Here is a 24,676-nt window from a genome sequence, read left to right on the forward strand (position 1 = left end):
TCGCAGCCCCTGGCCCCGCCGGGACACTGCCGCACGAGTGGATCTTCGGCCGTTAGACTCCCCGGGGGCGGATGGGGGTGGCTGGGATGCCTGGGGACCAGGCGATGGACGATGACCGTTGGGCTAGATGGCCCGAGCCGTGGGTTGGCACGGATTCCGACATGCGTACGGTCCTCAGCACGATCCCGCGAGAGGTCAAGGACGGATTCGCGTACGACCAGATCCCCTGGCAGCGGTTTCCGCATTTCTAGTCGCCGAGGATCCATTGATGATCGAGGGCAGCACAGAATGCCCCGTCGACTGGACCATCCAGGCCGCTCGCGCCGCTATCACCAGCGACCTGCACCTGCTGCTCCCGCTGCTCTCCGACCCCGCCGCCGAGGTCCGCTCCGCGACCGCCTTCGTCCTGGCCGCGGCGACCGGCGAGGTGCCGCGGATCTCCGCGGCCCTGCACCGCGGGCTGGCCGTGGAAGACGATCCAGCGGTCCGGGTGAGCCTGGTGCTGGCGATCGCCCAACTCGCCCGCGAGCACCAGGACGAGCACGCTCCCGCGTGGGCCCGGAGCCTGTGGTCGGACCCCGGCCGACCGTACGAGCTCCGCATCGGCGCCGGCCTCGCCTGGCTGTGCCTGGTCACCGACCCCGCCCCGGACCAGCTCCGTACCCTGCTGACCGCCCCCGGCACCGAGCAGCACGGCGACCTGCTTCAGCGGGTGCCGTGGCTGCGACCGGTCGACCCCATCAGCGGGCTGCGCCGCTGTATCAACGACATGCTCACGTCAGAATAGGCATCGTGCGACCCGGGTCGGCGGCGTGAAGTCGGGACGGCTTGAATACGGTCATGGACTCCCCGATCTGGGCCGTGCTGTCGGCCGCCGAGCGCTCCGCCGTGGACAGCCTCATTCAGCAGGACCATCGGATAGCGGCAGTCGTCCGTATCCGCGCGGCGTTGCCGGTCGAGTCCAGGCCGGGCCTGTACGACACACTCGACGTGGTAGCGGAGCGCTACCGGGAGTTGGGCCTGCGGTTCGAGCGCTATCCGACCCCTCCGCTCGATCTGGTGGCGCTGGTGGAGAAGGTGGAGGCGCTGCCCGGCCGACCGGTCGCCATCGAGGCGCTGTGGGACGGCGACCCCGATGGTTGGTTCGTGGAGCTGGTAGCCCTCACGGACGACCCGGCTGCTGAGCACCCGCTCGCCTGGATCCGGCACGGCAGTGACATGCGGTTGTTCAACGGCACCGTTCCGCCGTGGCCCGAGGCGCAGGAGGCAGAGACGGTCGGCCGTGCCCTGGCCGAGCGGTTCGCCGTGCCGTTCCACTTCGCCAGCCCCGATCAGCCCGACGACGAAGCGCCCCGCTGGAGGACGACCTCGTAGGCATCGACCGCACCCGCCCTGGGTCGCATGGTCGCTATCAACACACCGACGCCCGCACCCGCTGCCGGTCTCTCCGCCGGCGAGTGGCCTCTAGCGGCGTCGCGGCCGGACCTGTGGTCTCCCCGAGCCATGTCGTGGGCGGCTCCCTCATCAGCGGTCTTCGGACGACCGCGCTTCGAGAATTCCGGCGAAGGCCGAGGCTACGCGGGCGACCGCGTGGTCGTCGTCGTGGGACAGGTGGCGCAGGATATCCCGTGCCGCTGGCCCCGACAGCTCGACCATTGCCTGGATCAGGCGTAGCCGCGTCGCGGAGTCCGCCGTGGGCGCGGCGAGTTCGTCGACCAGTACGGTCATGATCCGGTCCGCGCACCCGGGGTCCTGGGAAAGCGTTGCCAGGACCTCCGCCGCGTCGACGTCGTGGGAGCCCTCGACCACCATGGCGACGAGGAACGGCACGGCCGAGACCACCCCGCGCCTGCCCAGGGCCAGCGCGGCGTGCCTGCGCACCGTCGGGTCCGGGTCCCCAGTACGTCCGCGAGCACCGCGGCCGCACCTGGGGCCTCGGGCATCGAGGCGATCGCCAGCACCGCGCGCCGCCGGACGTCCACGTCCTCCGACTGCGCGCCGGCGGCCAGCATCGCCACGCGGTCGCCGCCCGATCGGGCGAGGGCCCAGCGCAGGGCGCCCGCGACATTGGGGTCGGCTTCGGCCAGGACCGCCGCGGCCAGCAGTTCCCCGGGAACCGACACCCCCTCAGGCGCCAGGACGGCCTGCTGCCTGCGCGCGGCACTGGTCGAGTTGAGCCCCTGCATGAGTTCGACGATGCGCAGCACACCCGGCCAGTCGTCGGGCGCCGACGCATCGATCGCGCGGAGCCGCTTGAGCAGCTCCTGTTCCCGCTCCAAGCGGTCTTCGGTCCAGCGGATGAGGTCGCCGACCAGGGCGGACGGGGTGAAGGCCGGCTCCTCCAGCGCGCGCCCGACCTGCTTCAGCGAGAGCCCGAGCGAACGCAGGCTCTCCACGTGGAAGATCCTGCGGACATCCTCGGCGGAGTACTCGCGGTAGCCGCCGACGGTGCGACCGGTCGGTCGCACCAGTCCGAGGGCGTCGTAGTGCCGGAGCATCCGGGTGCTCACGCCCGAGTGGCGGGCGACATCGCCGATCAGCAAGCCCTGGCCTCCGCGGCCCTGGCGGCCTCCGTCGAATCGGCGAGTCGCTTCGCCTCGTGGATGGCCGCCCCGAAACCGATCTCCGGGTCCTGCAGCAGCAGCTCGGTGGCACGGGCGTGCGTGGCCACCGCCGGGTCGGAGTTCGTCGCAGCCTTGGCCAGGGCAGGCTCGATCACCTCGCCGAGGTCGACGAGGGCCCGGCTCAGACTCAGCTGCATCCTGCTGTCGCCGCGGCCGAGCTGCGTGGCCAGTTCGTCGACCAGGTCGTTCCTCTCGCCCTCGTCCTCGGGCACGAGGACGAGGGCGACGCGCCACGCGGTCCGCGCGACCTCGTCGTCGGCGTCGTGCAGCAGGTCGCGGGTGATCCAGGCCCAGGCCCTCCTGTCCCCGATCTTGGAGAGCGTGTGCAACGCCTGACTGCGCGCCTGATCGCACGCGGAGTCGAGCTCCCGGCGAATCCGGGGCAGGGTGATCGCCGCCGGAAGCCGGGTCAGCGCCCAGGTCAGCATCTCGCGCACGAAAAAAATCCGGCTCGACCGCGCACCGTTCGACGAGCGCCTCCAGAAAGCCCGGGTCGGGGTTCGAGCCGACCGCGAGGGCTGCCTGGAGCCGGACCGACGAGTCCTCGGCGCTCAGGGCGTTGGCCGCACGGGTGCTCTGCGGGGTTCCGTCTGTGGTGTTGATCGGGGCCACCTCCTGCACTCAGTGGACACCTTCTCACCGTGTCAAGGTCAAGCCGCGTCAAGGTCAAACCATGTCAAGGTCAAGCCGTGTCAAGGTCGAGCCGGCGACCGGCGGGCACCGGTGTCGGCCTGGAGCAGTTGGTCCAGCACCCCCTGCCGGTCCGCGAGCAGGACGGTGAGGATCCGGCGGGCGGCGCGCAGCAGGTCCGCGACGTCGGTTCCGGCCAGCGCGTACCGGACGGTCGCTCCTTGGCGGGTGGAGACGACGATGCCCGAGCGTCGCAGCAGGGCCAGGTGCTGGGAGAGGTTGGAGGGTTCGACGCCGGTGGCGGCCAGCAGGGCGGGCACCGGCACCGGGCCGTCCTGCAGGAGTTCCAGGACGCGGATGCGGACCGGGTGGCCGAGCATCTTGAAGAACTCGGCCTTGACCTCGTAGAGCGGGGGCTGCATCACATGTCCAGGCCGGTCTCGACCAGCTGCAGCTGGCGGCGCGCCATGGCCAGGTTGGCACGCCTGCGGTCAAGGACGAGGAACAGGAACAGGCCCGCACCGCTGTGCGCGGTCAGCGGCCGCACGAGGTGGTACTGCGTGGTGAGCGTACTCAGGATGTCCTCGATCCTGCCGCTGACGCCGAGCATCTCCATGACGCGCAGCTTCGCGCGCACCAGGTCCGTGTTGCCGGCGGCGGCCACCGCCAGGTCCAGGTCGCTGCTGCCGCCCAGGGTGCCCAGGGCCATGCCGCTGCCCACGTCGACCAGGGCGACGCCGAGCGCGCCCTCGATCATCATTGCTTCCTTCAACGCGATCTCAATGTTCGCCATGGCCCAGGACGCTACGTAGTCGACCCGATACGGCAGTGACGAATTGCGAATTCCGGCAACTTGGCGGGCCGCAGGGTGTATTTTGCCCCGCTGCCCGCCCGTGCCCATGCCCGTCTCCGACGCGGGCACGGACGCGGGCGCAGGCGCGAGCGCGAGCCGGGTTAGCTCTTTCGGGTGAACTTGCGGATCGCGATCGGTGCCATGACCACGGTCAGGCCGACGGTCCAGGCGAGCGTCACGGTCAGGCCGTGGGCGATCGGGCCGCCGGTCATCAGCCCACGGGACGCGTCGGCCAGGCCGGACATCGGGTTGTACGTGGTGAAGTTCGACAGCCAGCCCGGCATCGAGCTGGTCGGCGCGAAGATCGAGGAGCCGAACTGCAGCGGCATCATCACCAGGAATCCCATGGCCTGCACGGACTGGGCGTTCTTCATGGTCACGCCGAGGACCAGGAAGATCCACATGACGGCGGAGCCGAACAGCGCGGTCAGTCCGATGGACGCCAGCAGACCGCCCCAGTGGCCGTTGACGTGGAAGCCCACCAGGAGCGCGATGACCATCACCACCGTGACGGCGACCAGGAGCCGGATCAGTTCCACCGCGATCTTCGCGACCAGGACGGAGCCGCGTCCGATGGGCAGCGACCGGAAGCGGTCCATGATGCCCTTGTTGAAGTCCTCGTTGAAGCCGGTGCCGACGCCCTGGGCGATGTTCATGCTCATCATCGCGATCATGCCGGGGATCACGTACTGGACGTACGCTCCCTGGCCGCCGCCGAGCGCCTGGCCGATCGAGCCGCCGAAGACGTACACGAAGAGCAGCGTGAAGATGACGGGCATCAGGACCGCGTCCATCATCGACTCGGGGTCCTGCTTGATCCACAGCAGATTGCGGCGGATCAGCGCGCCGGTATGGCGTAGATGGCCGCGCAGGCCGATCTTGGGGTCGGCCTCGATCGTGATCGTGGGGACGGTGGCGGAAACCAGGGTGGCACTCATACGGCGACCTCCTCGAGCTGGGGCTGGACGTCCTGCGGGGCGGACGCTTTCTGACCGGTCAGGGACAGGAACACTTCGTCCAGACTGGGCAGTTCGGTGGTGATCGAGCCGATGGTCAGGCCGCGCGCGGTGACCGCGCCGACCACGGCGGTCAGCTGCTCGTCGCTGACGATCGGCACCAGGACCTCGCCGGTCTCGGTGTCGACGGTGGCGGTGGCGGTGGTGGCCGAGCCGGTCAGCCGCAGCTCGCCCAGCGTGTTGGCCAGCGCGCTCAGATCCAGCGGGTCTGCCGGGCGGACCCGCAGGGTGCGGCCGCCCACCGTGGCCTTGAGCTCGTCGGTGCCGCCGTTGGCGATGACCCTGCCGCGGTCGATGACGGTCAGCTCGGAGGCCAGTTGTTCCGCCTCCTCCATGTACTGGGTGGTGAGCAGCACGGTCACCCCGTCCCGGACCATGGCCTTGACCTCGGTCCACACCTCGTTGCGGGTGCGGGGGTCCAGGCCGGTCGTGGGCTCGTCCAGGTACAGGACGTGCGGGCGGCCGATCATCGAGGCGGCGAGGTCCAGCCGGCGGCGCATGCCGCCGGAGTAGGTACGGGTTGGGCGGGTGGCGGCGTCGGTCAGCGAGAACCGCTCCAGCAGCGCGTCCGCGCGGGAGCGGCCTCCTTGCGGGGCAGGTCGAGCAGCCGGCCGATCAGGTAGAGGTTCTCGCGGCCGGAGAGCTTCTCGTCGACCGAGGCGTACTGGCCGGTGAGGCCGATCACGCGGCGCAGCTGCCGGGGCTGCTGGACCACGTCGTACCCGGCCACGACGGCCTTGCCGGCGTCCGGAGTGATCAGGGTGGACAGGCAGCGCACGAGGGTGGTCTTGCCTGCGCCGTTCGGGCCGAGGACGCCCATGACGGTGCCCTCGTGCACGTCCAGGTCCACGCCGTCCAGGGCCTTGGTCTCGCCGTAGTGCTTGACCAGTCCCCGCACGGACACGGCCACCGGGCGGCCGGATTCGGAGTGCTTGTCGATTCGCTTCATACCCAGCAAGGTGCCAGGCCCCACCGACATCCCGCTGACAGCCTCCCGCACCCGCTGACATATCGCTGACAGGAGCGGGTACGCACCCGCCCGGCCTGGGCGCCCGAGCGCGCGGCCGGCGCCCCGCTGGCGGTCTCCGGAGGCGAGCACATCGAGCCGCACAGTGACTACGGCGGCCCTCGGGTGCTCTCGCCCCGGCTGGTCGCTGCCATCGCCGCGGACCTCGACGGCAGCGGGGACGACGAGGACGACGAGTTCTACAGCGAAGGCATCGATGTGAAGGAAGTCCGCAGACGGTTCCGCCATGTCGACCAGTCCGGTGCCTACGGGGCGGGGTGCGACGTGAAGTCGGTGGTGTGGGCCTTTCGCGTGCTCCGCGACTTCTACCGGGCAGCGGCCGCCGCCGGCGAGGGCGTCGTCATCTGCCTGAGTTGACCACGGGCCGGCGTCAGTGGTCCGTCGTCCAGGGGGCCTGCCAGGGGATGTGGCCGTCGGTGAGGCGGCCGGCCTGCGCGGGCCCCCAGGATCCCTGGGGGTAGGTCTGGACGGTGGGGGGAGCGTCGAGGATGGGCTGCAGGATCCGCCAGGTCTCCTCGATGGCGTCCTCGCGGGTGAACAACGCCCGGTCCCCGGTCAGCGCGTCGTGCAGCAGGCGTTCGTAGGGGGTGGGCGGTTTGCCGAGTTCGGCGCTGAAGGGCAGGTCCAGGTGGACCTGGCGGGTGCCGGTGCCGTCCGCGTCCCTGGACAGCATCGTCAGACGCAGTGCGCCCTCGGGGTCCAGTCGCAGGACGGCTTCGTTGACCGCCGGGGGGTGACCGCCGCCGGGCGCGGCGGTGTTCGGGGGCTGGTGGAAGATGAGACGGACTTCGGTGGCGAGGGTCGCCATGGCCTTGCCCGCGCGGATGAAGAACGGCACTCCGGACCAGCGGGGGTTGTCGATCTGCAGGCGCAGGGCGATGTAGGTCTCGGTGGTGGATCCGTCCTTGACCCCGGGCACCTCCCGATAGCCCTCGTACTGGCCGCGGACACACGCGGCGGGGTCGGCGGTGGCCGTGTCACGGAAGACTCGGACGCGCTCGTCCCACAGCGCGTCGGCACCCGTCGCTGCGGGCGGCTCCATCGCGATCAGGGCCATGACCTGCAGGAGGTGGTTCTGCACCACATCGCGCAGCGCGCCGACGGGATCGTAGAAGCCGCCGCGGTCCGCGACGCCGAAGTCCTCGGCCATGGTGATCTGGACCTCGGCGACATGCTCACGGTTCCACACCGGTTCGAGGAAGGTGTTGGCGAACCGCAGGCAGGCGATGTCAAGGACCGGCTGCTTGCCGAGGAAGTGGTCGATGCGCAGGATCTGGTCCTCGGCCAGGACCCGGTGCAGGTCCTGGTTCAGGGAGCGGGCCGAGGCCAGGTCATGACCGAAGGGCTTCTCGATCAGCACCTTCGCCCCCGCCGTGAGCCCGGCCTGCCCCAGGGCGGTGACGACGGGGCAGAAGAGCGAGGGCGGGATCTCGAGGTAGAACAGCGGGTGCTTGGCCCCCTTGAGACGTTCGGCGAGCTGCTGGTAAGTGTCGGGAGCGGTGAAGTCGCCCGAGAGGTAGCTCACCCGGTCCTTCAGCCGCCCCAGGACCCGCGCGTCCACGTCGCCACCGGCAGCGCGCACCGCGTCCTCGACCGCTCCGTGCAGTTGTTCGTCCGACCAGTCCTCCAGGGCCACCCCCACCACGGGGCAGTCCAGGCGTTGTGCGGCCTCCAGCAGGTACAGCGAGCGCAGCGTCATCTTCCGCGCCAGGTCCCCGGTGATCCCGAAGATCACCAGTACGTCGGCGTCCTGCGTCTGTGTGCCCGACTCACTCATCAGCGCCATGCCTTCCGATTGTGCGGCACTGGTATCGCTGCCCCTTTTCCAGAAGGCCGAACGCGCGCGAAGGTGTGAACCCCGGTGGTCAGGAACGCAGGTCGCCGATGCCGTCCTGGACGGAGGGGCGGAAGGTGAAGACCTGTTCCAGGCCGACGATGCGGAAGACCCTCATGAGTTCGGAGCCCACTCCTGCGAGTATCAGGGGGGCTCCGGCTGCCTCGGCCCGCTGGTAGGCGGTGATGAGCGCGGTGATGCCGGTGGAGTCGCAGTAGGCGAGGTCCGAGAGGTCGATCACCAGCCCGGTGGTGGGACCGACCGTGGTGTCGCTCAGGGCTCGCGTGAATTGCCCCGAGGTCGAGAAGTCGAGTTCGCCCGCCAGGGTGAACACGACGTCGCCGGAGGGGCTGGTCTCTCGGGTGACGTTGAGAGCTGGGTCGGTCACCGGTTCTCCTGGTCAGGTGGGATGGTGTCGAGCGGCGGAACGCGGAGGGTGCGCAGCACGGTGGGCTCGCGGGCGACCTGGTCTCCACCGGTCCGGAGGAGGTCGTCGGACCGGGATGGAGCGTCCTCCTTCACCGTCGTCGCCCCTCTGTTCCCGGCCCCGGCACGTCCGCTGCTGGGACAGCGGCTTATCCTACGGGGCTGAGACACTGGGGTCTGCTGGTGGGGCACTGGAGCTGCCGGGGCTCAGGCACGGACGTACGACGAGCGAGAGGATCTCGAGTGAGGCAGTCGGAGGAAGCCGGGTACGAACCCCCCGCGGCGGGAGCTGCCGGAGTGTTCGCCGCCGACGCCCACGTCGGCCGGGACCTCGACGCGGTGGACTGGCAGTCGACCCCGCTCGGGCCGCCGTCGGACTGGCCGCAGAGCCTGCGGACGGCCGTGAGCATCCTGCTGTCGTCCCGGTTCCCGATGTGGATGGCCTGGGGTCCGGAGCTGACCTTCATCTGCAACGACGCCTATCGCCGCGACACCCTGGGCCGGAAGTACCCGTGGGCGCTGGGCCGCCCGGCCAGTGAGGTGTGGGCCGAGATCTGGGACGACATCGCACCGCGGATCGAAGCGGTGCTGGCCGGAGGAACGGCGACCTGGGACGAAGCGCTGCTGCTGTTCCTGGAACGGTCGGGCTACTCGGAGGAGACCTACCACACCTTCTCCTACAGCCCGCTGCGCGACGACTCCGGGGCGGTGGTGGGCATGCTGTGCGTGGTCAGCGAGGAGACCCAGCGAGTTGTCGGCGAGCGACGGATGGCGACCCTGCGGGATCTGGGTTCCGATCTCAGCGTCGTGCGGACCGAGCGGGAGACTCTGGACATCGCCGGTCGGCAGCTCGACCGCAACCGGCAGGACCTCCCGTTCACCGCGACGTACCTGTTCCAGGAGGACGGCTCCGCCCGACTGGCGACAGCGACCGGGATCGCCGCCGGGCACCCTGCGGCTCCGCCGACCCTGCTGTCGAAGGACGCGGACGCGGTGTGGCCGGTGGCCGAGCCCGGCCGGGGAGAAGCGCTGCTGGTCGAGCTCGACGGTGCGCGGTTCGCCGGTCTGCCGACCGGGCAGTGGCCCGAGGCGCCGCAGCAGGCCCTGCTGGTACCGCTGCTGCAGCCCGGGAGTGCCCCGTACGGGTTCCTGGTGGCCGCACTGAACCGGTACCGGCCGCTCGACGACGGGTACCGCGGATTCATCGAGCTGGTCGCCGGGCACATCGCGGCCGAGATCGCGAGCGCCCGCAGTTACCAGGCCCAGCAACGGCGGGCGGAGGAACTGGCCGACCTGGACCGCGCCAAGACGACCTTCTTCTCCAACATCAGCCACGAGTTCCGCACCCCGCTGACGCTGATCATGGGGCCGCTCCAGGAACTGCGCGGCCACCTGGCGGACACGGACGAGCGAGCGCGCGAGGAACTGGAGGTCATGCACCGCAACGGACTGCGGCTGAGCAAACTGGTCAACACGCTGCTGGACTTCTCCCGCATCGAAGCCGGCCGGATGCAGGCCCGGTACGAGCCGGTCGACCTCGCCGAGACAACCGCCGAGCTCGCCAGCGTCTTCCGGTCCGCCGTCGCCCGGGCCGGCCTCTCCCTGGTCGTCGACTGCCCTCCGCTGGCGGAACCGGTCCACGTCGACCCCGGTCTCTGGGAGAAGGTGATCCTCAACCTCCTCAGCAACGCGCTGAAATTCACCTTCGCGGGCTCGATCCGGGTCTCGGTGCGCGCGGAGCCGACCCACGCCGTCATCACCGTGGCGGACACCGGCATCGGCGTGTCCGCCGAGGAGCTCCCCAGGCTGTTCGAGCGGTTCCACCGCATCGAGAACGCCCGCTCCCGCTCCAACGAGGGCAGCGGCATCGGACTGGCGCTGGTGCAGGAACTCATCGGCATGCACGGCGGCACCATCACCGCCGCCAGTACCCAGGGCGCGGGCACCAGCTTCGCCATCCGCCTGCCGTTCGGAACCGCTCATCTGCCGGCCGAGGCGCTGGCCCCCGCCGCAGACACCGCGGTGGTCTCCGACTCCGCCTCCCCCTACGTGCAGGAGGCCCTGCGCTGGTTGCCCACCGACCAGGACGAACAGGCCGACCGGGACGCACAGACCGCAGCGGCGGCACGGAGGCCGTGACGGTACCGGTCCCGGAGAGGGGAGCGCCGGTACCGGGGGTCCTGGTCGCCGACGACAACGCCGACATGCGCGACTACCTCAGCCGCATCCTGGCCGACGCCGGATACCGGGTTCACGCGGTCAAGGACGGCCAGGAGGCTCTGGAGACCGTCCGGGCCGCCACGCCCGACCTGGTCGTCAGTGATGTGATGATGCCCCGCCTGGACGGCCTGTCGCTGGTGGCGGCACTGCGCGCCGACACCCGGACCGCCTCGGTCCCCGTCTGCTGCTGTCCGCCCGAGCCGGGCAGGAGGCCGCCATCGAGGGCCTCCAGGCCGGGGCCGACGACTACCTGGTGAAGCCGTTCATCGCGGCCGAACTGCTCGCGCGGGTGAAGGCGAGCATCGACCTGGCCCGGCTGCGCAATCACCATGCCCGCTGGCGCGCCGCGCTGGTGGACTCGCTCCAGGAGGCCTTCTTCATCTGCGACGAGGACGGCGCGGTCATCGAGATCAACGCCGCCTTCACCGACATCCTCGGCTACGGACCCGAAGGACTGCCCTACGCGCCGATCCACCCGTGGTGGCCGGATGCCGCCAGCGCCCCCGAAGCCCACCAGCAGTTCGCCGACGCCTTCGCCGACCTGCTCGGCCGCAGCGGAGGAAGCCACACGATCCCGGTCACCCATCGCGACGGCCACCGGCTGTGGGTCAGTGTCACCTTCAACCAGGTCCAGGACCCCGAATCCGATCGGCACGTGATCGTCGGAGCGTTCCGGGACGTCACCGCCGAGCACTACGCCATCCAGCGCGACAGCGCGCTGGCCGCGCTGAGCACCTGCCTGTCCCGGGCGACCAGCCTGACCGACGCGCTGACCGGCGCCCTGGACACCCTGGAAGAGCTGTGGGGCGCCGACTACGTCCTGGCCGCCGTCTTCGGCCGGGGCGACGAACCCACGCTGACCGCCACCGCCGCGGCACCGGCCTGGCAGCAGCTCACGTCCGAGCGCCGCCGATTCCTCGTGGAACTGCGTCGGCAGTCCCTGCTCACACCCGCAGCCGACCACAGCGGTGCCGGCATCCTGCTGGAGCATCCCGACGGCCCGATGGCCCTGTGGATCGACCTGGGCGACCGCCGACCCTTCACCAGCGAGGACCAGCTCCTGCTCTCACTCCTCGCCGGACACCTCTCGCAGGGTCTGATCCGGGCCCACCAGATCGACCAGGAGCGCGAGACCTCCATCGCCCTCCAGCGCGCCATCCTCGGCCCCTCCCGCCTTCCCGACGGCTTCGCGGTCCGCTACGAACCCGCCACCACTCCCCTGGAGGTGGGCGGCGACTGGTACGACACCGTCCCGCTGCCGGACGGCCGCATCGGGATCGTGGTCGGCGACTGCGTCGGCCGCGGTCTTCAGGCCGCCAGCGTCATGGGTCAACTGCGCAGCGCGTGCCGCGCGCTGCTGCTGCAGGACGCGAGGCCGGCCCAGGCCCTGATGGCGCTGGACCACTTCGCGGTCGGCACCCCCGGCGCGCTGTGCACCACGGTCTTCTGCGGCGTACTCGACTCCCGGACCGGACACCTGGCCTACAGCAGCGCAGGACACCCTCCGGGCATCCTGGCCCTCCCCGACGGAACCACCAGCCTCCTGGAGGAAGGGCGTTCGCTGCCCCTCGCGGTACGCCCCGGTAGGCCCAGGCCCGAGGGTGAATGCCGCATCCCCGCGCGCGCCACCCTGCTGCTGTACACCGACGGTCTGGTGGAGCGCCGCCGCCACTCGCTGAGCACGGGCATCGACCAGGCCAGCGCGGCCGTCCACGAAGGCCGGTACGCCGCCGTCGACGACCTCGCCACCCGGATCATGGCCCACATGTCCCCGACCGACGGCTACGACGACGACGTCGCCCTGCTGCTGTACCGTCACCCCGCACCGCTGGAGGTGGCGTTCCCCGCCGAAGCCGCCCAACTCGCGACCGTGCGCACCACGCTGCGCGGGTGGCTCGACCAGTGCCAGATCCCCCCGCAGACCTTGCAGAGCGTCCTGGTGGCCGCCGGTGAGGCCTGTGCCAACGCCATCGAACACGGGCACCGCCACAGCCCTGGCGACAGCGTCCGGCTACGCGCCGAGGCCTTCGTCGACAGTCTTCGCCTCACCGTGGTCGACACAGGTCGTTGGAAAACCCCCCGTCCCGAGCAGAACACCCACCGCGGCCGCGGCCTGACCCTGATGCGCGCCATGATGCAACAGGTCACCGTCACTCCGGGCACAACCGGTACCACTGTCGACATGTCTACGAGGATTTCCTGATGACCGCACAGCTGATCCTCACCCCTGACCACCGGCCGGACGGCACCGCGCTGCTGCGGGTCGCCGGTGAGATCGACATGAGCAACACCGCGGACCTGGCCGCCGCCCTCGACAGCGCGACCGGTCCTCTCGTTCTCGACCTGACCTCCGTCGACTACCTCGACAGCGCCGGCCTGAGCGTCCTGTTCGCCCACGCCGACCGCCTCGAACTCCTCGCGCCCCCGCTGCTGCTTCCCGTCCTGCAGGTCTCCGGGCTCGCCGACCTGGCCACCGTCCACCGGACCGAACCCGCCCCCGGCCCGACTAACGCCGGCGAAACCCTGACCGCCGCTAATCAGCGTCGGCCTGGAAGGCATGGACCGCGAGCGAGGCGAAGCGCCGGGATGCCTCGGCCCGGGTGGCCAGGGGGGTCGCCTCGATGCCGTTGTTGGCCATGAGCATCAGGATCAGGTCCTCCAGGACGAAGTCGGGGCGCAGCCGACCGGCTTCCTTGGCCCGGCGGGCGAGCGCGGTGATGGACGTGAGCGCGTAGGCGCGCTCCGCGGCGAAGTCCATCGCGCGGGGGAAGGCCGATATGAAGGCCGCGGTGAAGCCACGGTCCCGGGCGTGGAGTTCACAGATCCTTTCGAATACCAGGCAGAAGCCGCGCCACGGGTCCGGCTCGGCGAGCCCTTCGTCGACGATCGCGTGGCAGGCGTGCATCTGCTCCCGGAAGGCCTCGACGGCCAGCACCTCCTTGGTGGGGAAGTGGCGGTACAAGGTGGCGGGGCCGACCGCGGCGCGCCGGGCGATCTCCCGTATCGGCACGTCCAGGCCTTCGGCCGCGAAGACCGCCCTGGCCGCATCGAGGATGCGCCGGCGGTTGTCCAGGGCGTCGGAACGCAGGGTGTGAGGCAAACGGTCGGTCACCGCTCTCACTTTACCCAAGCGGACGGAGGCGTCCGTTAACGTCCGATACGAGAGAGCACTGATCCACAACGAGGAGGCGACGATGAAGGCAGTCGAGGTCCGCACATTCGGAAGTCCCGACGGTCTTGCCGTGATCGATCTCCCTGTCCCGGTCCCGACCTCCGGACAGGTGCTGATCGCCACCGAGGCGATCGGCGTCGGGGGCGTCGACGCCGTGATCCGCAGCGGCGTCCTGGCCGGCTACGGATTCAAGGAGGGGCACATCCTCGGCAGCGAGGTGGCGGGCACCGTGGTCGCGGTCGGCAGCGAGGTGGACACCTCATGGGTCGGCCGGCGCGTGTGGGCCTTCACCGGCCTGGGCGGCGGCTACACCGAACTGGCGATCGCCCCGGTCGCAGAGGTCCTCCCCCTCCCGGCAGGCCTGTCCGCCGTCGACGCCGTGACGCTGGGCAGCTCCGGGGTGGTGGCCCACTTCGCCCTCGCCCATGCCCGCTTCGCCCCTGGTGAGTCGGTGCTGGTACGCGGTGCGGCCGGCAGCATCGGCATCCTGACGGTCCACCTCGCCGCCCGCGGCGGCGCCGGCGCGGTGGCGGTCACCACCTCCTCGGCCGGGCGCGGCGACCGCCTGCGCACCCTCGGCGCCACCCACGTACTGGACCGCTCCGGCGAGGGGGGCCAGGACGCCCCCTCCGGGTACGACGTCATCATCGACATCGTCGCCGGTGCGGACATGCCCTCGTTCCTCGGCAGGCTCAAGCCGAACGGCCGCATGGTCGTCGTCGGCATCGTCGCAGGCCAGCCACCGGCCGACTTCGGCATGACGCTGATGGCGGCGTTCCAGAAGTCGACGTCGTTCGCCACCTTCAGCACCGACACCGTGGCCGAACCCGATCGCCGTACCGTGCGGACCGCACAGTTCGACACCGCAGCCCGCGGCGATCTACCCCTCGTGGTCCACCAGGTGCTGCCACTGGAGCAAGCCGCGCTCGCCCACGCCAGGATGGACGCTGGCGACGTGTTCGGCAGGATCGTCCTGATTCCCTGAACCCGCCGTCCGCAGATTCACAGCCTTAGTTGCGCAGTCCAGACTGCGCAAGCTAGCCTGATTGTATGAACGAGAGCACTGCTCCGGCCGACGGCGTGTCCGAATCGGCCGCGCGCGCCGCCCGCGAGGTCCGGGTGGTCTACAGCCGGCTGAGACGCCGGATGCGCGAGACCTACGACCCCGGCGACCTCACCCCGTCCCAGACCTCCGTCCTCAGCCGGCTGGACAAGGACGGCGAGGCCTCGGTCAGCGACCTGGCCGCCGCCGAACGCGTCCGGCACCAGTCGGTGGCGACCACCGTCGGCATCCTGGTGGAACGCGGCCTGGTCGCCCGCCGTCCGGACCCCGAGGACGGCCGTCGGCAACTGGTCTTCGTCACCGACAGCGGGCACGCCTTCCTCGAGGACCGCCGCCGGGCGACCGAGGGGTGGCTCACCCGCGCCCTGGAGGACCAGTGCACCGAGGAGGAACGGGGCACCATCCTCGCCGCGACGGCCCTGTTGGAACGGATCGTCCGGTCATGACCGGACGATCCGTTCCAACAGGGCCGACCCGCCCCCTGCGCCGCCGGTTCCCCGGCATGGCGGCCAAGGGACCGGAGGCCACGGGACCGGAGCCCAAGGGACCGGCGGACGGCTTCGACCGTCGGCTGATGGCCCCGATGATGCTGGGGTCGGCGCTCAACCCGGTCAACTCCTCCATCATCTCCGTCTCCTTGGTGCCGATCGGCGCCGCCTTCGGCGCCCCGCCCTCCGAGACCGCGTGGCTGATCTCCGCCCTCTACCTGGCCACCGCCATCGGGCAACCCGTCATGGGACGGCTGATCGACCTCTTCGGGCCGCGCCGGCTGTTCCTGGCCGGAACGGCGCTGACCGGCGTCGCCGGGGTGGTGGGCATGCTCGCCCCCAACCTCGGCGTGCTGATCGCCGCACGGGTGCTGCTCGGCTTCGGCACCTGCTCCGGCTATCCGGCGGCCATGTACCTCATCCGCAGCGAGGCCCGGCGCACCGGCCAGGAGAGCCCGGCCGGCGTCCTCACCGCCCTGGCGATCACCACCCAGACCATCGCCGTCATCGGCCCCAGCCTCGGCGGCCTGCTGATCGGAGTCGGCGGCTGGCGCGCGCGACCCTCGCCGTCAACATCCCGCTCGCGATCGCCGGCCTGTACCTCGGCGCCCGCCGCCTCCCGGCGACCCCGCCCACCCGCCGCGACAACGGCCGCCACCCGGTGAGCGAGCTGGACCTGCCGGGCATGGGCCTGTTCTCCGCGGCGCTCGTGTGCCTGCTGCTGTTCCTGATGAACCCCGGAAGCGGCGACTGGTACCTACCGGTCCTGGCCGTCGCCGCGGCAGCCGGCTTCACCTGGCGTGAACGACGGGCGCCGGAGCCCTTCATCGACGTCCGCGTCCTCGGCGGCAACCTGCCGCTGCTCGCCACCTACGGCAGGGCCCTGCTCTGCTACATCGTCACCTACGCCTTCCTGTACGGCTACACCCAGTGGACCGAGGAGGGACGCGGGCTGTCCGCCTCCCAGGCCGGGCTGGTACAACTCCCGCTGTTCGCCGTCGCGATCGTCGTCTCCACCCTCACCGGACGACGCCAGGCCGTCCGCGGCAAGCTCCTGGTCGGCGCCGTCGGCCAGATCGCCGCCTGCGCCCTGCTGCTGCTCCTGCACGCCGACAGCCCCATCTGGCTGCTGCTGGCCGTGGTGTTCGTGCTCGGCGTCCCGCAGGGCCTGAACAGCCTCGCCCTGCAGAACGCCGTCTACCACCAGGCCGACGCCGAACGCATGGGCTCCTCCGCCGGGCTGCTGCGCACCTTCGGCTACCTCGGCGCCATCGTCGCCTCCGCCGCCACCGGCGCCGTGTTCGGCAAGCACGTCGACACCGGCGGCCTGCACCACCTGGCCTGGTTCATGCTCGCCGTCAGCGCCCTGTTCCTCGCGGTGACCATCGCCGACCGCTCGCTGCGCCGTATCGGCCCAGCCCAGACCGAACCCCAGCCGAAGGACGCACCGTGACCGACTCCGCCCTGCTCGTGATGGACGTTCAGAAGTCCATCACCGCCCGCCTCACCGACCTCGACCCCGACTACACCACCCGCCTCGCCCGCGCCGTCGCCGCGGCCCGGTCCGCGGGGATCCCGGTGGTGTACGTGGTCGTCGGCTTCCGGCCCGGCCGCCCGGAGACCAGGTCCAGCCCGATGTTCAGCGCGCTGCCCGAGGGAGCCTTCACCGACGGGGACCCCGGCGCCGCCATCCACCCCGACCTGGCGCCCCGCCCCGGCGAGAGCATCGTCACCAAGAAGCGCGTCAGCGCCTTCGCCGGCAGCGACCTCGAGTTGGTGCTACGCGGCGGCGGCATCGGCCGGCTGGTCCTGACCGGTCTCGCCACCAGCGGCGTCGTGCTGTCCACCCTCCGCCAGGCCGCCGACCTGGACTACCGGCTCACCGTCCTGGCCGACGGCTGCGGCGACGCCGACCCCGAGGTCCACCGGGTGCTCACCGAGAAGGTCTTCCCGCGCCAGGCCGAGGTCACCACCGTCGACGCCTGGATCTCCGGCCTCGGCTGACACGCCCGGTTCGTCGCAGGACCAGCAGGACACCGCCCGTGGCGTACGTTGTCCGTCGAGCACGCCGCACGTGCGACACCTCGGGGCCGAGACCGGAGCGAACCATGAAAGCAGCCCGCTTCAGCCGATTCGGGGGCCCTGAGGTCCTGGAGATCGTGGATCTCCCCGATCCGCATCCGGGTCCCGGTGAGATCCGGATCGCGGTGCGCGCGGCCGGCGTCAACGCGAGCGACTGGAAGAAGCGCCAGGGTCTGATGGACGAGGAGCTCCCGCAGACCCTGGGCTACGAGGCGGCGGGCGTCGTCGACCTGCTCGGCGAGGGCGTCGCGGACGTGGCCGTCGGCGATCGCGTGTTCGGCTTCTCCAGCGAGGGGGCGGCCCAGGCCGAGCTGGCGGTGCTGTCCTCCTACGCGCCGATCCCGCCCTCGCTGGACTTCCCCGGCGCTGCCGCGCTGCCGGCCGCCGTCGAGACGGCCACCCGCGCGCTCGACCAGCTCGGCGTCGAAAGCGGCAGCAGACTGCTCGTCAGCGGCGCCTCGGGAAGCGTCGGCAGCGCCGCGGTCCAGCTCGCCGTCGCCCGCGGCGCGCGGGTGATCGGCACCGCCAGTCCCGCGAACCACGACTACCTCCGCTCGCTGGGCGCCGAGCCCGTCGCCTACGGCGAGGGCCTCGCCGAACGGGTTCACGCGATCGCGCCCGACGGCGTCGACTTGGCGCTCGACGTCGCCGGCAGCGGCATCCTGCCCGAGCTGATCACGCTCGCGGGCGGCCCGGACCAGGTCGTGACGCTCGCCGACTTCGCCGGCGCGCAGCAGCACGGGGTGAGGTTCAGCCGCGGGGACAGCGGCCGCGCGCTGCACGCCCTCGCCGAGATCGGCGAACTGACCGAGACCGGGCGCTTCTCGCTCCCGGTCGCGCAGACCTTCCCGCTCAGCGAGATCGCGCAGGCGCACCGCGCCGGCGAGGACGGCCATGCACGCGGGAAGCTGGTCCTCCTGGTCGGCTGACCCGACCGCGTCGGGCGCTCAGGCGAGTGGCTCTGCCAGCGGGCCGTTTGAGCCGTTGGGGCCGTTCGAGCCATTCGGGGCGGCCTGGAAAGCCTGGACCGCGAACGCGGCGAAGCGCCGGGATGCCTCGGCCCGGGTGGCCAGCGGGGTCGCCTCGATGCCGTTGTTGGCCATGAGCATGAGAATCAGGTCGTCCAGGACGAAGTCGGGGCGCAGGCGGCCGGCTTCCTTGGCCCGGCGGGCGAGTGCGGTGATGGAGGTGAGTGCGTAAGCACGCTCCGCGGCGAAGTCCATCGCGCGGGGGAAGGCCGACATGAAGGCCGCGGTGAAGCCCCGGTCCCGTGCGTGGAGTGCGCAGATTCTTTCGAACACGAGGCAGAAACCGTGCCAGGGGTCCGGATCGACGAGCCCTTCGTCGACAATCGCGTGGCAGGCGTGCATCTGCTCCCGGAAGGCCTCGACGGCCAGCGTCTCCTTGGTCGGGAAGTGGCGGTACAAGGTGGCGGGGCCGACCGCCGCACGCCGGGCGATCTCCCGTATCGGCACGTCCAGGCCTTCGGCGGCGAAGACCGCCCTGGCCGCATCGAGGATGCGCCGGCGGTTGTCCAGGGCGTCGGAACGCAGGGTGTGAGGCAAACGGTCGGTCACCGCTCTCACTTTACCCAGGCGGACGGGGGCGTCCGTTAACGTCCGATACGGAAGAGCGCTGATCAACGAACCAGGAGGCGACGATGAAGGCAGTCGAGGTCCGCACTTTCGGAAGTCCCGACGGACTTGCTGTGATCGATCTCCCTGTCCCGGTCCCGACCGCCGGACAGGTGCTGATCGCCACCGAGGCGATCGGGGTGGGGGGCGTCGACGCCGTGATCCGCAGCGGCGTCCTGGCCGGCTACGGATTCAAGGAGGGGCACATCCTCGGCAGCGAGGTGGCGGGCACCGTGGTCGCGGTCGGCAGCGGGGTGGACGCCTCATGGGTGGGCCGGCGGGTGTGGGCCTTCACCGGCCTGGGCGGCGGCTACACCGAACTGGCGATCGCCCCGGTCGCCGAGATCCTCCCCCTTCCGGCGGCCCTGTCCGCCGTCGACGCGGTGACCCTCGGCAGTTCCGGGGTGGTGGCGCACTTCGCCCTCGCCCATGCCCACGTCGCCCCGGGCGAGTCGGTGCTGGTTCGCGGTGCGGCCGGCGGCATCGGCATCCTGACGGTCCACCTCGCCGCCCGCGGCGGCGCCGGCGCCGTGGCGGTCACCACCTCGTCGGCCGAGCGCGGCGACCGCCTGCGCTCGCTCGGCGCAACCCATGTGCTGGACCGCTCCGGCGAGGGAGGTCAGGACGCCCCCTCCGGCTACGACGTCATCATCGACATCGTCGCCGGTGCGGACATGCCCTCGTTCCTCGGCAGGCTCAAGCCGAACGGCCGCATGGTCGTCGTCGGCATCGTCGCGGGCCAGCCACCGGCCGACTTCGGCGTGACACTGATGGCGGCGTTCCAGAAGTCGCTGTCCTTCGCCACCTTCAGCGCCGACACCGTGGCCGAACCCGATCGGCGGGCCGTGCGGACCGCACAGTTCGACGCCGCGGCGCGCGGCGAACTCCCGCTCGTGGTCCACCAGGTGCTGCCGCTGGAGCAGGCCGTGCTCGCCCACACGAAGATGGACGCCGGCGAAGTGTTCGGCAGGATCGTACTGACCCCATGACCCCATGACCCCCTGACCGACCGCCCCTGGGATTTTGGTGCGGAGGTCAGGTCGCGCGGGCGAGGATGGCGCTGGTCACCTGTCCTCGTACGAAGTCCTGGGCGTCGTGCGGGGACGCCGCCATCCGCTCCGACTGGAAGGCGCTCGGCGTGCGGCCGGTCATCGTCTTGAACACCCGGTCGAAGTGCGGTTGATCGTAGTACCCGGCCTGGGTCGAGGCATCGGCCCAGCTGGCGCCGGCCTCCTTCAGCCGCAGCGCCGCCTGTAGCCGCATCACCTGCGCCGCCCCCTTCGGCGTCAGCCCGGTCTGGCCGCGGAAGCGGCGCTCGAGGTGGCGGCGGTTCCAGCCGGTCTGCGCCGCGAGTTCCTCCACCCGGATCCGTCCGCAGGTCCCCTGCAAGGTGCGCCAGGCCCAGGTCACCTCCGGGCTGACCGCGGGGCCCGAGTCGAGGGCCGTACCCAACACGCGGTCCAGCAGGGCGAAGCGGCTGTGCCAGTCCGGGAGTTGCGCCAGCCGCTCGGGCAGCTCTGCCCACGGCAGGCGGCGAAGGTCCTCGGGGGGCACGGACAGCTCCGCCCATTCGGACATCGGCACCCCGAACAGCCGGTAGGCGGCGAGCGGGCTGAGCAGGACGGTCACCCCGTGGATGAGACCGGTGTGCTCGCCGATCGCGCCGGTGGTCCGGGCGCCGCTGGCCAGGGAGGTCCCGCTCCAGGCACGGGTCGGGTCGCAGGAGTCCAGCACCCGGAGCGGGTCGCCGAAGCCCAGCATCACCTTCACCACGCCATCGGGGACCAGCAGCCTGCGCCGTGGCTCGATCGCATGGAAGTGGAAGCCGCGATAGCCCAGGACCTTGCCGCGCAACTCATGGGCGGCGGGCCGTTCGAGCAGTTGGTGCATGTACATGGGTCGATCCCCCGTAGGTCGACGTGAACATGGCAAGGATCGTAGGCGGTGCGGCCGTCAGGAGACACAGCCGCCGGGAACTTGGCCTGATTCAGGCGCCATGGGCCGTTCAGGCGCCGTGAGCGATAGGTCGCATTCGTACAAGCTCCGGCAGCGGCACCTCGGCAAGGCTGGGCGCAGCGCGGACGGCCGGTGACGGCGGTCGCGTCCAAGGCCCCACCCATCCGATCGGAAAGAGGAAGCCATGCGATCTTCTCTGACAAGGGCGCTCGCCACCACGACGGCCGTCGTCGCGATTGCCGCGGGGAGTCTGGCGGGCGCGACCGCGGGCTTCGCGGCCCCGCAGTCGGCCGCCGAGCCCGCGGTCAGCAGTCCGCAGCTCGTCCCCCTCGCGGTGAACAACCTCGGCCTGAGCACGGCCAGGGCCAAGAACTGGCAGAGCTGTCTGAACGCCTGGGGCTTCAACGCCGGCACCGTCGACGGGCAACTGGGCACCAACAGCTGGAAGGCGGCGCAGCGGATGCTCAACGCCTGGGGCTACAACGCCGGCACGGTCGACGGGAGCGTCGGATCCAACACCATCAAGGCGCTGCAGCGCTTCCTGAACGCCCTCGGCTTCAACGCCGGCGCCGTCGACGGCGTCGCCGGATCGGCGACCAGGGCCGCGTTCTCGAACTACAACGCCACCGGCTGCTGAGGCAGCCCGTGGCGTTGTCGTGGGCCTGGTCGGGCAGCCGGTTCGGCTGTCCGACCAGGCTCAGCCGGGTGGCCCGCCGGACGCGGACTCCTACGGTGCGGGGTGGAGTTCGGCGTAGCGGTGGCAGGCGACGGTCGCGCCTCCGGCGGCGGGACCCAGGACGGGTCGCTCGGCACGGCAGAGGTCGACCGCGTGCGGGCAGCGGTGGGCGAAGGGACAGCCGCCGGGGTTGGGCGGGGCCAGGGTGGTGACAGCCCGTGCGGTCCGGCGGACCCGCTGGTGCTCGGGGTCGGGCACCGGCGCGGCGGCGAGCAGGGCCTCGGTGTAGGGGTGTCCGGGATGCCCGTAGACCTGGGCGGCGGGACCGCTCTCCATCACCTGTCCCCGGTAGAGGACCACGATGCGGTGGGACAGGTGCCGGACCACGGCCAGGTCGTGCGCGATGAACAGGTAGCTGAGCCGCAACTCCCGCTGCAGATCGCCCAGCAGGTTCATCACCTGGGCCTGGATGGACAGGTCCAGGGCGCTGACCGGTTCGTCGCAGATCACCAGGTCGGGTGAGAGCATCAGCGCGCGGGCGATGGCGATGCGCTGCCGCTGGCCGCCGGAGAACTGGCTGGGGTAGCGGTCGGCGGTGTCGCCGGGCATCCCGACCCGGTCCAGCATCGCCCGGACCTGGGCGCCGGTCTCGGCCCGGTCGAGCCTGCGGTGGACCAGCAGCGGTTCGGCGAGGGTCTGGCCGATGGTGCGGGTGGGGTTGAGCGAGCTGTACGGGTCCTGGAACACCGCCTGCATCCGGGAGCTGAGCTCGCGCCGCCGGCGCAGGCCCGCGTGGGTGATGTCGCCGCCGTCGAACCGGACGGATCCGGAGGTCGCCCGGGTCAGTCCGAGGATCGCCCGGCCGAGGGTGGACTTGCCGGAGCCGGACTCGCCGACCAGCCCCAGGGTCTCTCCCGCGCCGATCTCCAGGGACACCCCGTCCACCGCGCGCAGCGGCGGGTTCCGCCGGCCCTGGCGGAACTCCACGGTGAGGTCGTGCACGTCGAGGGTCGTCATCTGCGGCCGCCTTCCAGGACGAGCTGATCGCTGTGCAGGCACCGGCTGAGCCGGTCGGCGGCCGGTTCGGTCAGCGCGACCGGAGCGGCCGAGCACTCGACGGTCGCGTAGGGGCAGCGGTCGGTGAACCGGCAGCCCGCGGGCCAGTCGCTGGGCGCGGGCACGGTGCCGGCGATGGTGGGCAGCGGTTCGCCCTCCACCGCCAGGTGCGGGTTCGCTGCCAGCAGCCCCTGGGTGTAGGGGTGGTAGGGCCGGTGGAAGAGGGAGCCGACGTCGGCGTACTCGACGACCTGGCCCGCGTACATCACCACGGCCTGTCGGCACAGGTCCGCCACCACACCCCAGTCGTGGGTGACGATCAGCACCGACATCCCGGTCTCGTCCTGCAGCTTGCGGAGCAGCCCCAGGATCTCGGCCTGGACGGTCACGTCCAGGGCGGTGGTGGGTTCGTCGGCGATGAGCAGCCGCGGTGCTCCGGCCAGGGCCAGCGCGATGGCGACCCGCTGGGCCATGCCGCCCGACAGCTGGTGCGGGTAGCGCCCGGCCACGGCGGCCGGATCGGGGATGTTGACCATGCCGAGCAGTTCCAGCACCCGGGCCCGGGCAGCCCTCCTGGTGCCGCCGCGGTGCCGCCGTACCGCCTCCGCGAGTTGGCCGGCGACGGTGAAGGTGGGGTCGAGGGCCACCATCGGCTCCTGCGAGACGAAGGCGATGCCGCTGCCGCGGACCCCCGCCAGTTCGGCCGGCGACAGGGCGGCCAGGTCCCTGCCCTCGAACACGCACCGGCCGCCGCTGATCCGCCCCCCACCGGGCACCAGGCCCAGGATGCCGAGGGCGGTCACGGACTTCCCGCAACCCGACTCCCCTACCACGCCCAGGGTCTGACCAGGCATCAGGTCGAAGCTCACCTCCTGGACCACCGGCATCCCGGCGATCTCGATCGACAGCCCGCGGACCGACAGCAGCGCGTCCGGGTCGGCGGCGGTCACCTCCGCTCCGGTGGACCCGGCGGTGACCCGGGCCGCCGCCGGTGGTGCGGCCAGCTTGGAGACCGACCAGTTCTCGATGGCGGAGTCCCTGATGGCGTCGCCCAGCAGACCCAGCGCGATCACGGTCAGCACCAGCGGGACGCCGGCCGGCACCAGCATCCACGGATCACGGTCGATGACATTGGAGGCGTCGGCGACCAGGCCGCCCCAGCTGGGGTTCGGCGCCTGCACGCCGAAGCCGAGGAAGCCGAGGCCGGCCTGGATGGTGACCACGATGGCGGAGAACAGCGCCGCTTGGACGATCACCATGCTGATCGTCCGCGGCAGGATGTGCCGCCGCAGGATCTGGGTGCGGGAGAGCCCGGAGACCCGCGCGGCGGCGACGTACAGTTCCTCGCGCACGCTCAGGGTCTGCGCGCGGAGCAGGCGGACCAGGCCCGGTGAGCCGAGGATCCCGAAGGTGATCATCGCGGCCGACAGGTTGTGCGAGAACACCGAGAGCACGACCAGCACGATGATGATGCCGGGCAGGGCGAACATCAGCTCGGCGGTGCGGGTCACCACCCAGTCCACCCAGCCGCCCAGGTAGCCGGCCGCCAGTCCGAAGAAGACGCCGAGGACCAGGAACACCAGCAGCGCCTCGACCACGCCCAGCAGCGTGCTCTGCCCCCCGTACAGCAGCCGGCTGAGGATGTCGCGGCCCAGTTCGTCGGTGCCCAGCAGGTGGTCGGCCGAGGGGTTCGCCAGGACCTGGGTCAGGTCCTGGTCCAGCGCCCCGTGCGGTGCGAACACCGGGGCACCCACGGAGGTCACCAGGACCAGGCCCAGCCAGACCGTCGACGCGACGGCGGCCGGACGGCGGAGGACCCGTCGGGCGAGGCTCGGCCGCTTCACCGGACGGCTCGCGGACTCAGCCGCAGGTCCGGTCACGGGGTCGGTCACGGGGTCGGTCACGGGGTCGGTCACGGG

At 71.3% G+C, this 24,676-nt stretch carries 21 protein-coding genes and 5 pseudogenes; 12 read left to right on the plus strand and 14 right to left on the minus strand.

The features are described from left to right. Nucleotides 1–268 precede the first annotated feature (268 nt). Together ACXKR8_RS03640 and ACXKR8_RS03645 are read left to right on the plus strand one after the other, a co-directional pair. A complete protein-coding gene (locus ACXKR8_RS03640; protein WP_458271442.1) occupies nucleotides 269–787 on the plus strand; it encodes a hypothetical protein in 519 nt (172 codons plus the stop codon). Between the two features lie 53 nt (nucleotides 788–840). Next, nucleotides 841–1,374: a hypothetical protein gene (locus ACXKR8_RS03645; RefSeq protein ID WP_458271443.1), complete on the plus strand. Its 534-nt coding sequence runs from the start codon at nucleotides 841–843 to the stop codon at nucleotides 1,372–1,374. A 150-nt stretch (nucleotides 1,375–1,524) separates the two neighbouring features. Here the strand turns inward: ACXKR8_RS03645 and ACXKR8_RS03650 are convergent. From ACXKR8_RS03650 to ACXKR8_RS03675, 6 genes and pseudogenes are all read right to left on the minus strand, one after another. Beyond that, nucleotides 1,525–2,543, minus strand: a pseudogene (locus ACXKR8_RS03650) (MerR family transcriptional regulator). Continuing rightward, nucleotides 2,537–3,245: pseudogene (locus ACXKR8_RS03655) on the minus strand (HEAT repeat domain-containing protein). The pseudogenes ACXKR8_RS03650 and ACXKR8_RS03655 overlap by 7 nt, the downstream one beginning before the upstream one ends. A 71-nt stretch (nucleotides 3,246–3,316) precedes the next feature. Beyond that, nucleotides 3,317–3,676, minus strand: coding sequence for an ArsR/SmtB family transcription factor (locus ACXKR8_RS03660; RefSeq protein ID WP_458271446.1), 360 nt, complete (start codon nucleotides 3,674–3,676; stop codon nucleotides 3,317–3,319). Continuing rightward, complete coding sequence (locus tag ACXKR8_RS03665; RefSeq protein ID WP_458271447.1) at nucleotides 3,676–4,047, minus strand: hypothetical protein; 372 nt, start codon at nucleotides 4,045–4,047, stop codon at nucleotides 3,676–3,678. Before ACXKR8_RS03665 ends, ACXKR8_RS03660 begins: the two co-directional genes overlap by 1 nt. A 161-nt stretch (nucleotides 4,048–4,208) precedes the next feature. Further along, entirely contained in the window at nucleotides 4,209–5,045 is an 837-nt protein-coding gene (locus ACXKR8_RS03670) for an ABC transporter permease (protein ID WP_458271448.1), read from the minus strand. Continuing rightward, nucleotides 5,042–6,072: pseudogene (locus ACXKR8_RS03675) on the minus strand (ATP-binding cassette domain-containing protein). Before ACXKR8_RS03675 ends, ACXKR8_RS03670 begins: the two are co-directional and overlap by 4 nt. Before the next feature lie 126 nt (nucleotides 6,073–6,198). Between ACXKR8_RS03675 and ACXKR8_RS03680 the strand changes: the two are divergent. Beyond that, on the plus strand, nucleotides 6,199–6,507 hold the full coding sequence (locus ACXKR8_RS03680) for a DUF1877 family protein (RefSeq protein WP_458274892.1): 309 nt from the start codon (nucleotides 6,199–6,201) through the stop codon (nucleotides 6,505–6,507). Between the two features lie 13 nt (nucleotides 6,508–6,520). On the opposite strand, the gene ACXKR8_RS03685 is transcribed toward ACXKR8_RS03680, so the two are convergent. The 3 genes from ACXKR8_RS03685 to ACXKR8_RS03695 form a co-directional block, all read right to left on the minus strand. Next, nucleotides 6,521–7,936 (minus strand): glucose-6-phosphate dehydrogenase, encoded by a 1,416-nt coding sequence (locus tag ACXKR8_RS03685; RefSeq protein WP_458271450.1) that lies wholly within the window; start codon nucleotides 7,934–7,936, stop codon nucleotides 6,521–6,523. Nucleotides 7,937–8,015: 79 nt separating this feature from the next. Then, the gene (locus ACXKR8_RS03690) at nucleotides 8,016–8,372 is read right to left on the minus strand and encodes an STAS domain-containing protein (RefSeq protein WP_458271451.1); all 357 of its coding nucleotides are present in this window, start codon (nucleotides 8,370–8,372) and stop codon (nucleotides 8,016–8,018) included. Next, nucleotides 8,369–8,506, minus strand: a complete 138-nt coding sequence (locus ACXKR8_RS03695) for a hypothetical protein (protein ID WP_458271452.1) — start codon at nucleotides 8,504–8,506, stop codon at nucleotides 8,369–8,371. The genes ACXKR8_RS03690 and ACXKR8_RS03695 overlap by 4 nt, the downstream gene beginning before the upstream one ends. Before the next feature lie 147 nt (nucleotides 8,507–8,653). On the opposite strand from ACXKR8_RS03695, the pseudogene ACXKR8_RS03700 reads away from it, so the two are divergent. Both ACXKR8_RS03700 and ACXKR8_RS03705 read left to right on the plus strand, forming a co-directional pair. After that, a pseudogene (locus ACXKR8_RS03700) lies at nucleotides 8,654–12,833 on the plus strand (SpoIIE family protein phosphatase). Continuing rightward, nucleotides 12,833–13,270, plus strand: coding sequence for an STAS domain-containing protein (locus tag ACXKR8_RS03705; protein WP_462100308.1), 438 nt, complete (start codon nucleotides 12,833–12,835; stop codon nucleotides 13,268–13,270). Before ACXKR8_RS03700 ends, ACXKR8_RS03705 begins: the two are co-directional and overlap by 1 nt. Here ACXKR8_RS03705 and ACXKR8_RS03710 read toward each other — a convergent pair. Beyond that, nucleotides 13,164–13,742 (minus strand): TetR/AcrR family transcriptional regulator, encoded by a 579-nt coding sequence (locus ACXKR8_RS03710; protein ID WP_458271455.1) that lies wholly within the window; start codon nucleotides 13,740–13,742, stop codon nucleotides 13,164–13,166. The two genes, ACXKR8_RS03705 and ACXKR8_RS03710, sit on opposite strands and share 107 nt — an antisense overlap. Nucleotides 13,743–13,824: 82 nt before the next feature. On the opposite strand from ACXKR8_RS03710, the gene ACXKR8_RS03715 reads away from it, so the two are divergent. From ACXKR8_RS03715 to ACXKR8_RS03735, 5 genes and pseudogenes are all read left to right on the plus strand, one after another. Next, on the plus strand, nucleotides 13,825–14,787 hold the full coding sequence (locus ACXKR8_RS03715) for a zinc-binding dehydrogenase (protein ID WP_458271456.1): 963 nt from the start codon (nucleotides 13,825–13,827) through the stop codon (nucleotides 14,785–14,787). A 65-nt stretch (nucleotides 14,788–14,852) separates the two neighbouring features. Next, nucleotides 14,853–15,311, plus strand: coding sequence for a MarR family winged helix-turn-helix transcriptional regulator (locus tag ACXKR8_RS03720; RefSeq protein WP_458271457.1), 459 nt, complete (start codon nucleotides 14,853–14,855; stop codon nucleotides 15,309–15,311). Between the two features lie 56 nt (nucleotides 15,312–15,367). Beyond that, nucleotides 15,368–16,806: pseudogene (locus ACXKR8_RS03725) on the plus strand (MFS transporter). Further along, nucleotides 16,803–17,357, plus strand: coding sequence for a cysteine hydrolase family protein (locus ACXKR8_RS03730; protein ID WP_458271458.1), 555 nt, complete (start codon nucleotides 16,803–16,805; stop codon nucleotides 17,355–17,357). Before ACXKR8_RS03725 ends, ACXKR8_RS03730 begins: the two are co-directional and overlap by 4 nt. Before the next feature lie 104 nt (nucleotides 17,358–17,461). Then, complete coding sequence (locus ACXKR8_RS03735; RefSeq protein ID WP_458271459.1) at nucleotides 17,462–18,364, plus strand: NADP-dependent oxidoreductase; 903 nt, start codon at nucleotides 17,462–17,464, stop codon at nucleotides 18,362–18,364. Between the two features lie 18 nt (nucleotides 18,365–18,382). Here the strand turns inward: ACXKR8_RS03735 and ACXKR8_RS03740 are convergent, their stop codons facing one another. Continuing rightward, nucleotides 18,383–19,012, minus strand: coding sequence for a TetR/AcrR family transcriptional regulator (locus tag ACXKR8_RS03740; protein WP_458271460.1), 630 nt, complete (start codon nucleotides 19,010–19,012; stop codon nucleotides 18,383–18,385). 83 nt (nucleotides 19,013–19,095) lie between these two features. Between ACXKR8_RS03740 and ACXKR8_RS03745 the strand changes: the two genes are divergently transcribed. Further along, nucleotides 19,096–20,058 carry a zinc-binding dehydrogenase gene (locus ACXKR8_RS03745; protein WP_458271461.1) on the plus strand — a complete coding sequence of 321 codons (963 nt, stop codon included), beginning with the start codon at nucleotides 19,096–19,098 and terminating at the stop codon, nucleotides 20,056–20,058. Between the two features lie 46 nt (nucleotides 20,059–20,104). Here ACXKR8_RS03745 and ACXKR8_RS03750 read toward each other — a convergent pair whose 3' ends face one another. Further along, nucleotides 20,105–20,965 (minus strand): helix-turn-helix domain-containing protein, encoded by an 861-nt coding sequence (locus tag ACXKR8_RS03750; RefSeq protein ID WP_458271462.1) that lies wholly within the window; start codon nucleotides 20,963–20,965, stop codon nucleotides 20,105–20,107. A gap of 244 nt (nucleotides 20,966–21,209) precedes the next feature. On the opposite strand from ACXKR8_RS03750, the gene ACXKR8_RS03755 reads away from it, so the two are divergent. After that, a complete protein-coding gene (locus ACXKR8_RS03755; RefSeq protein WP_458271463.1) occupies nucleotides 21,210–21,662 on the plus strand; it encodes a peptidoglycan-binding domain-containing protein in 453 nt (150 codons plus the stop codon). A gap of 90 nt (nucleotides 21,663–21,752) precedes the next feature. Here ACXKR8_RS03755 and ACXKR8_RS03760 read toward each other — a convergent pair whose 3' ends face one another. Both ACXKR8_RS03760 and ACXKR8_RS03765 read right to left on the minus strand, forming a co-directional pair. Next, nucleotides 21,753–22,718, minus strand: coding sequence for an ABC transporter ATP-binding protein (locus tag ACXKR8_RS03760; RefSeq protein ID WP_458271464.1), 966 nt, complete (start codon nucleotides 22,716–22,718; stop codon nucleotides 21,753–21,755). Then, the gene (locus ACXKR8_RS03765) at nucleotides 22,715–24,673 is read right to left on the minus strand and encodes a dipeptide/oligopeptide/nickel ABC transporter permease/ATP-binding protein (RefSeq protein ID WP_458271465.1); all 1,959 of its coding nucleotides are present in this window, start codon (nucleotides 24,671–24,673) and stop codon (nucleotides 22,715–22,717) included. The genes ACXKR8_RS03760 and ACXKR8_RS03765 overlap by 4 nt, the downstream gene beginning before the upstream one ends. Between the last annotated feature and the right edge of the window lie 3 nt (nucleotides 24,674–24,676).

The sequence above is a fragment of the Streptacidiphilus sp. PAMC 29251 genome, assembly GCF_054208735.2.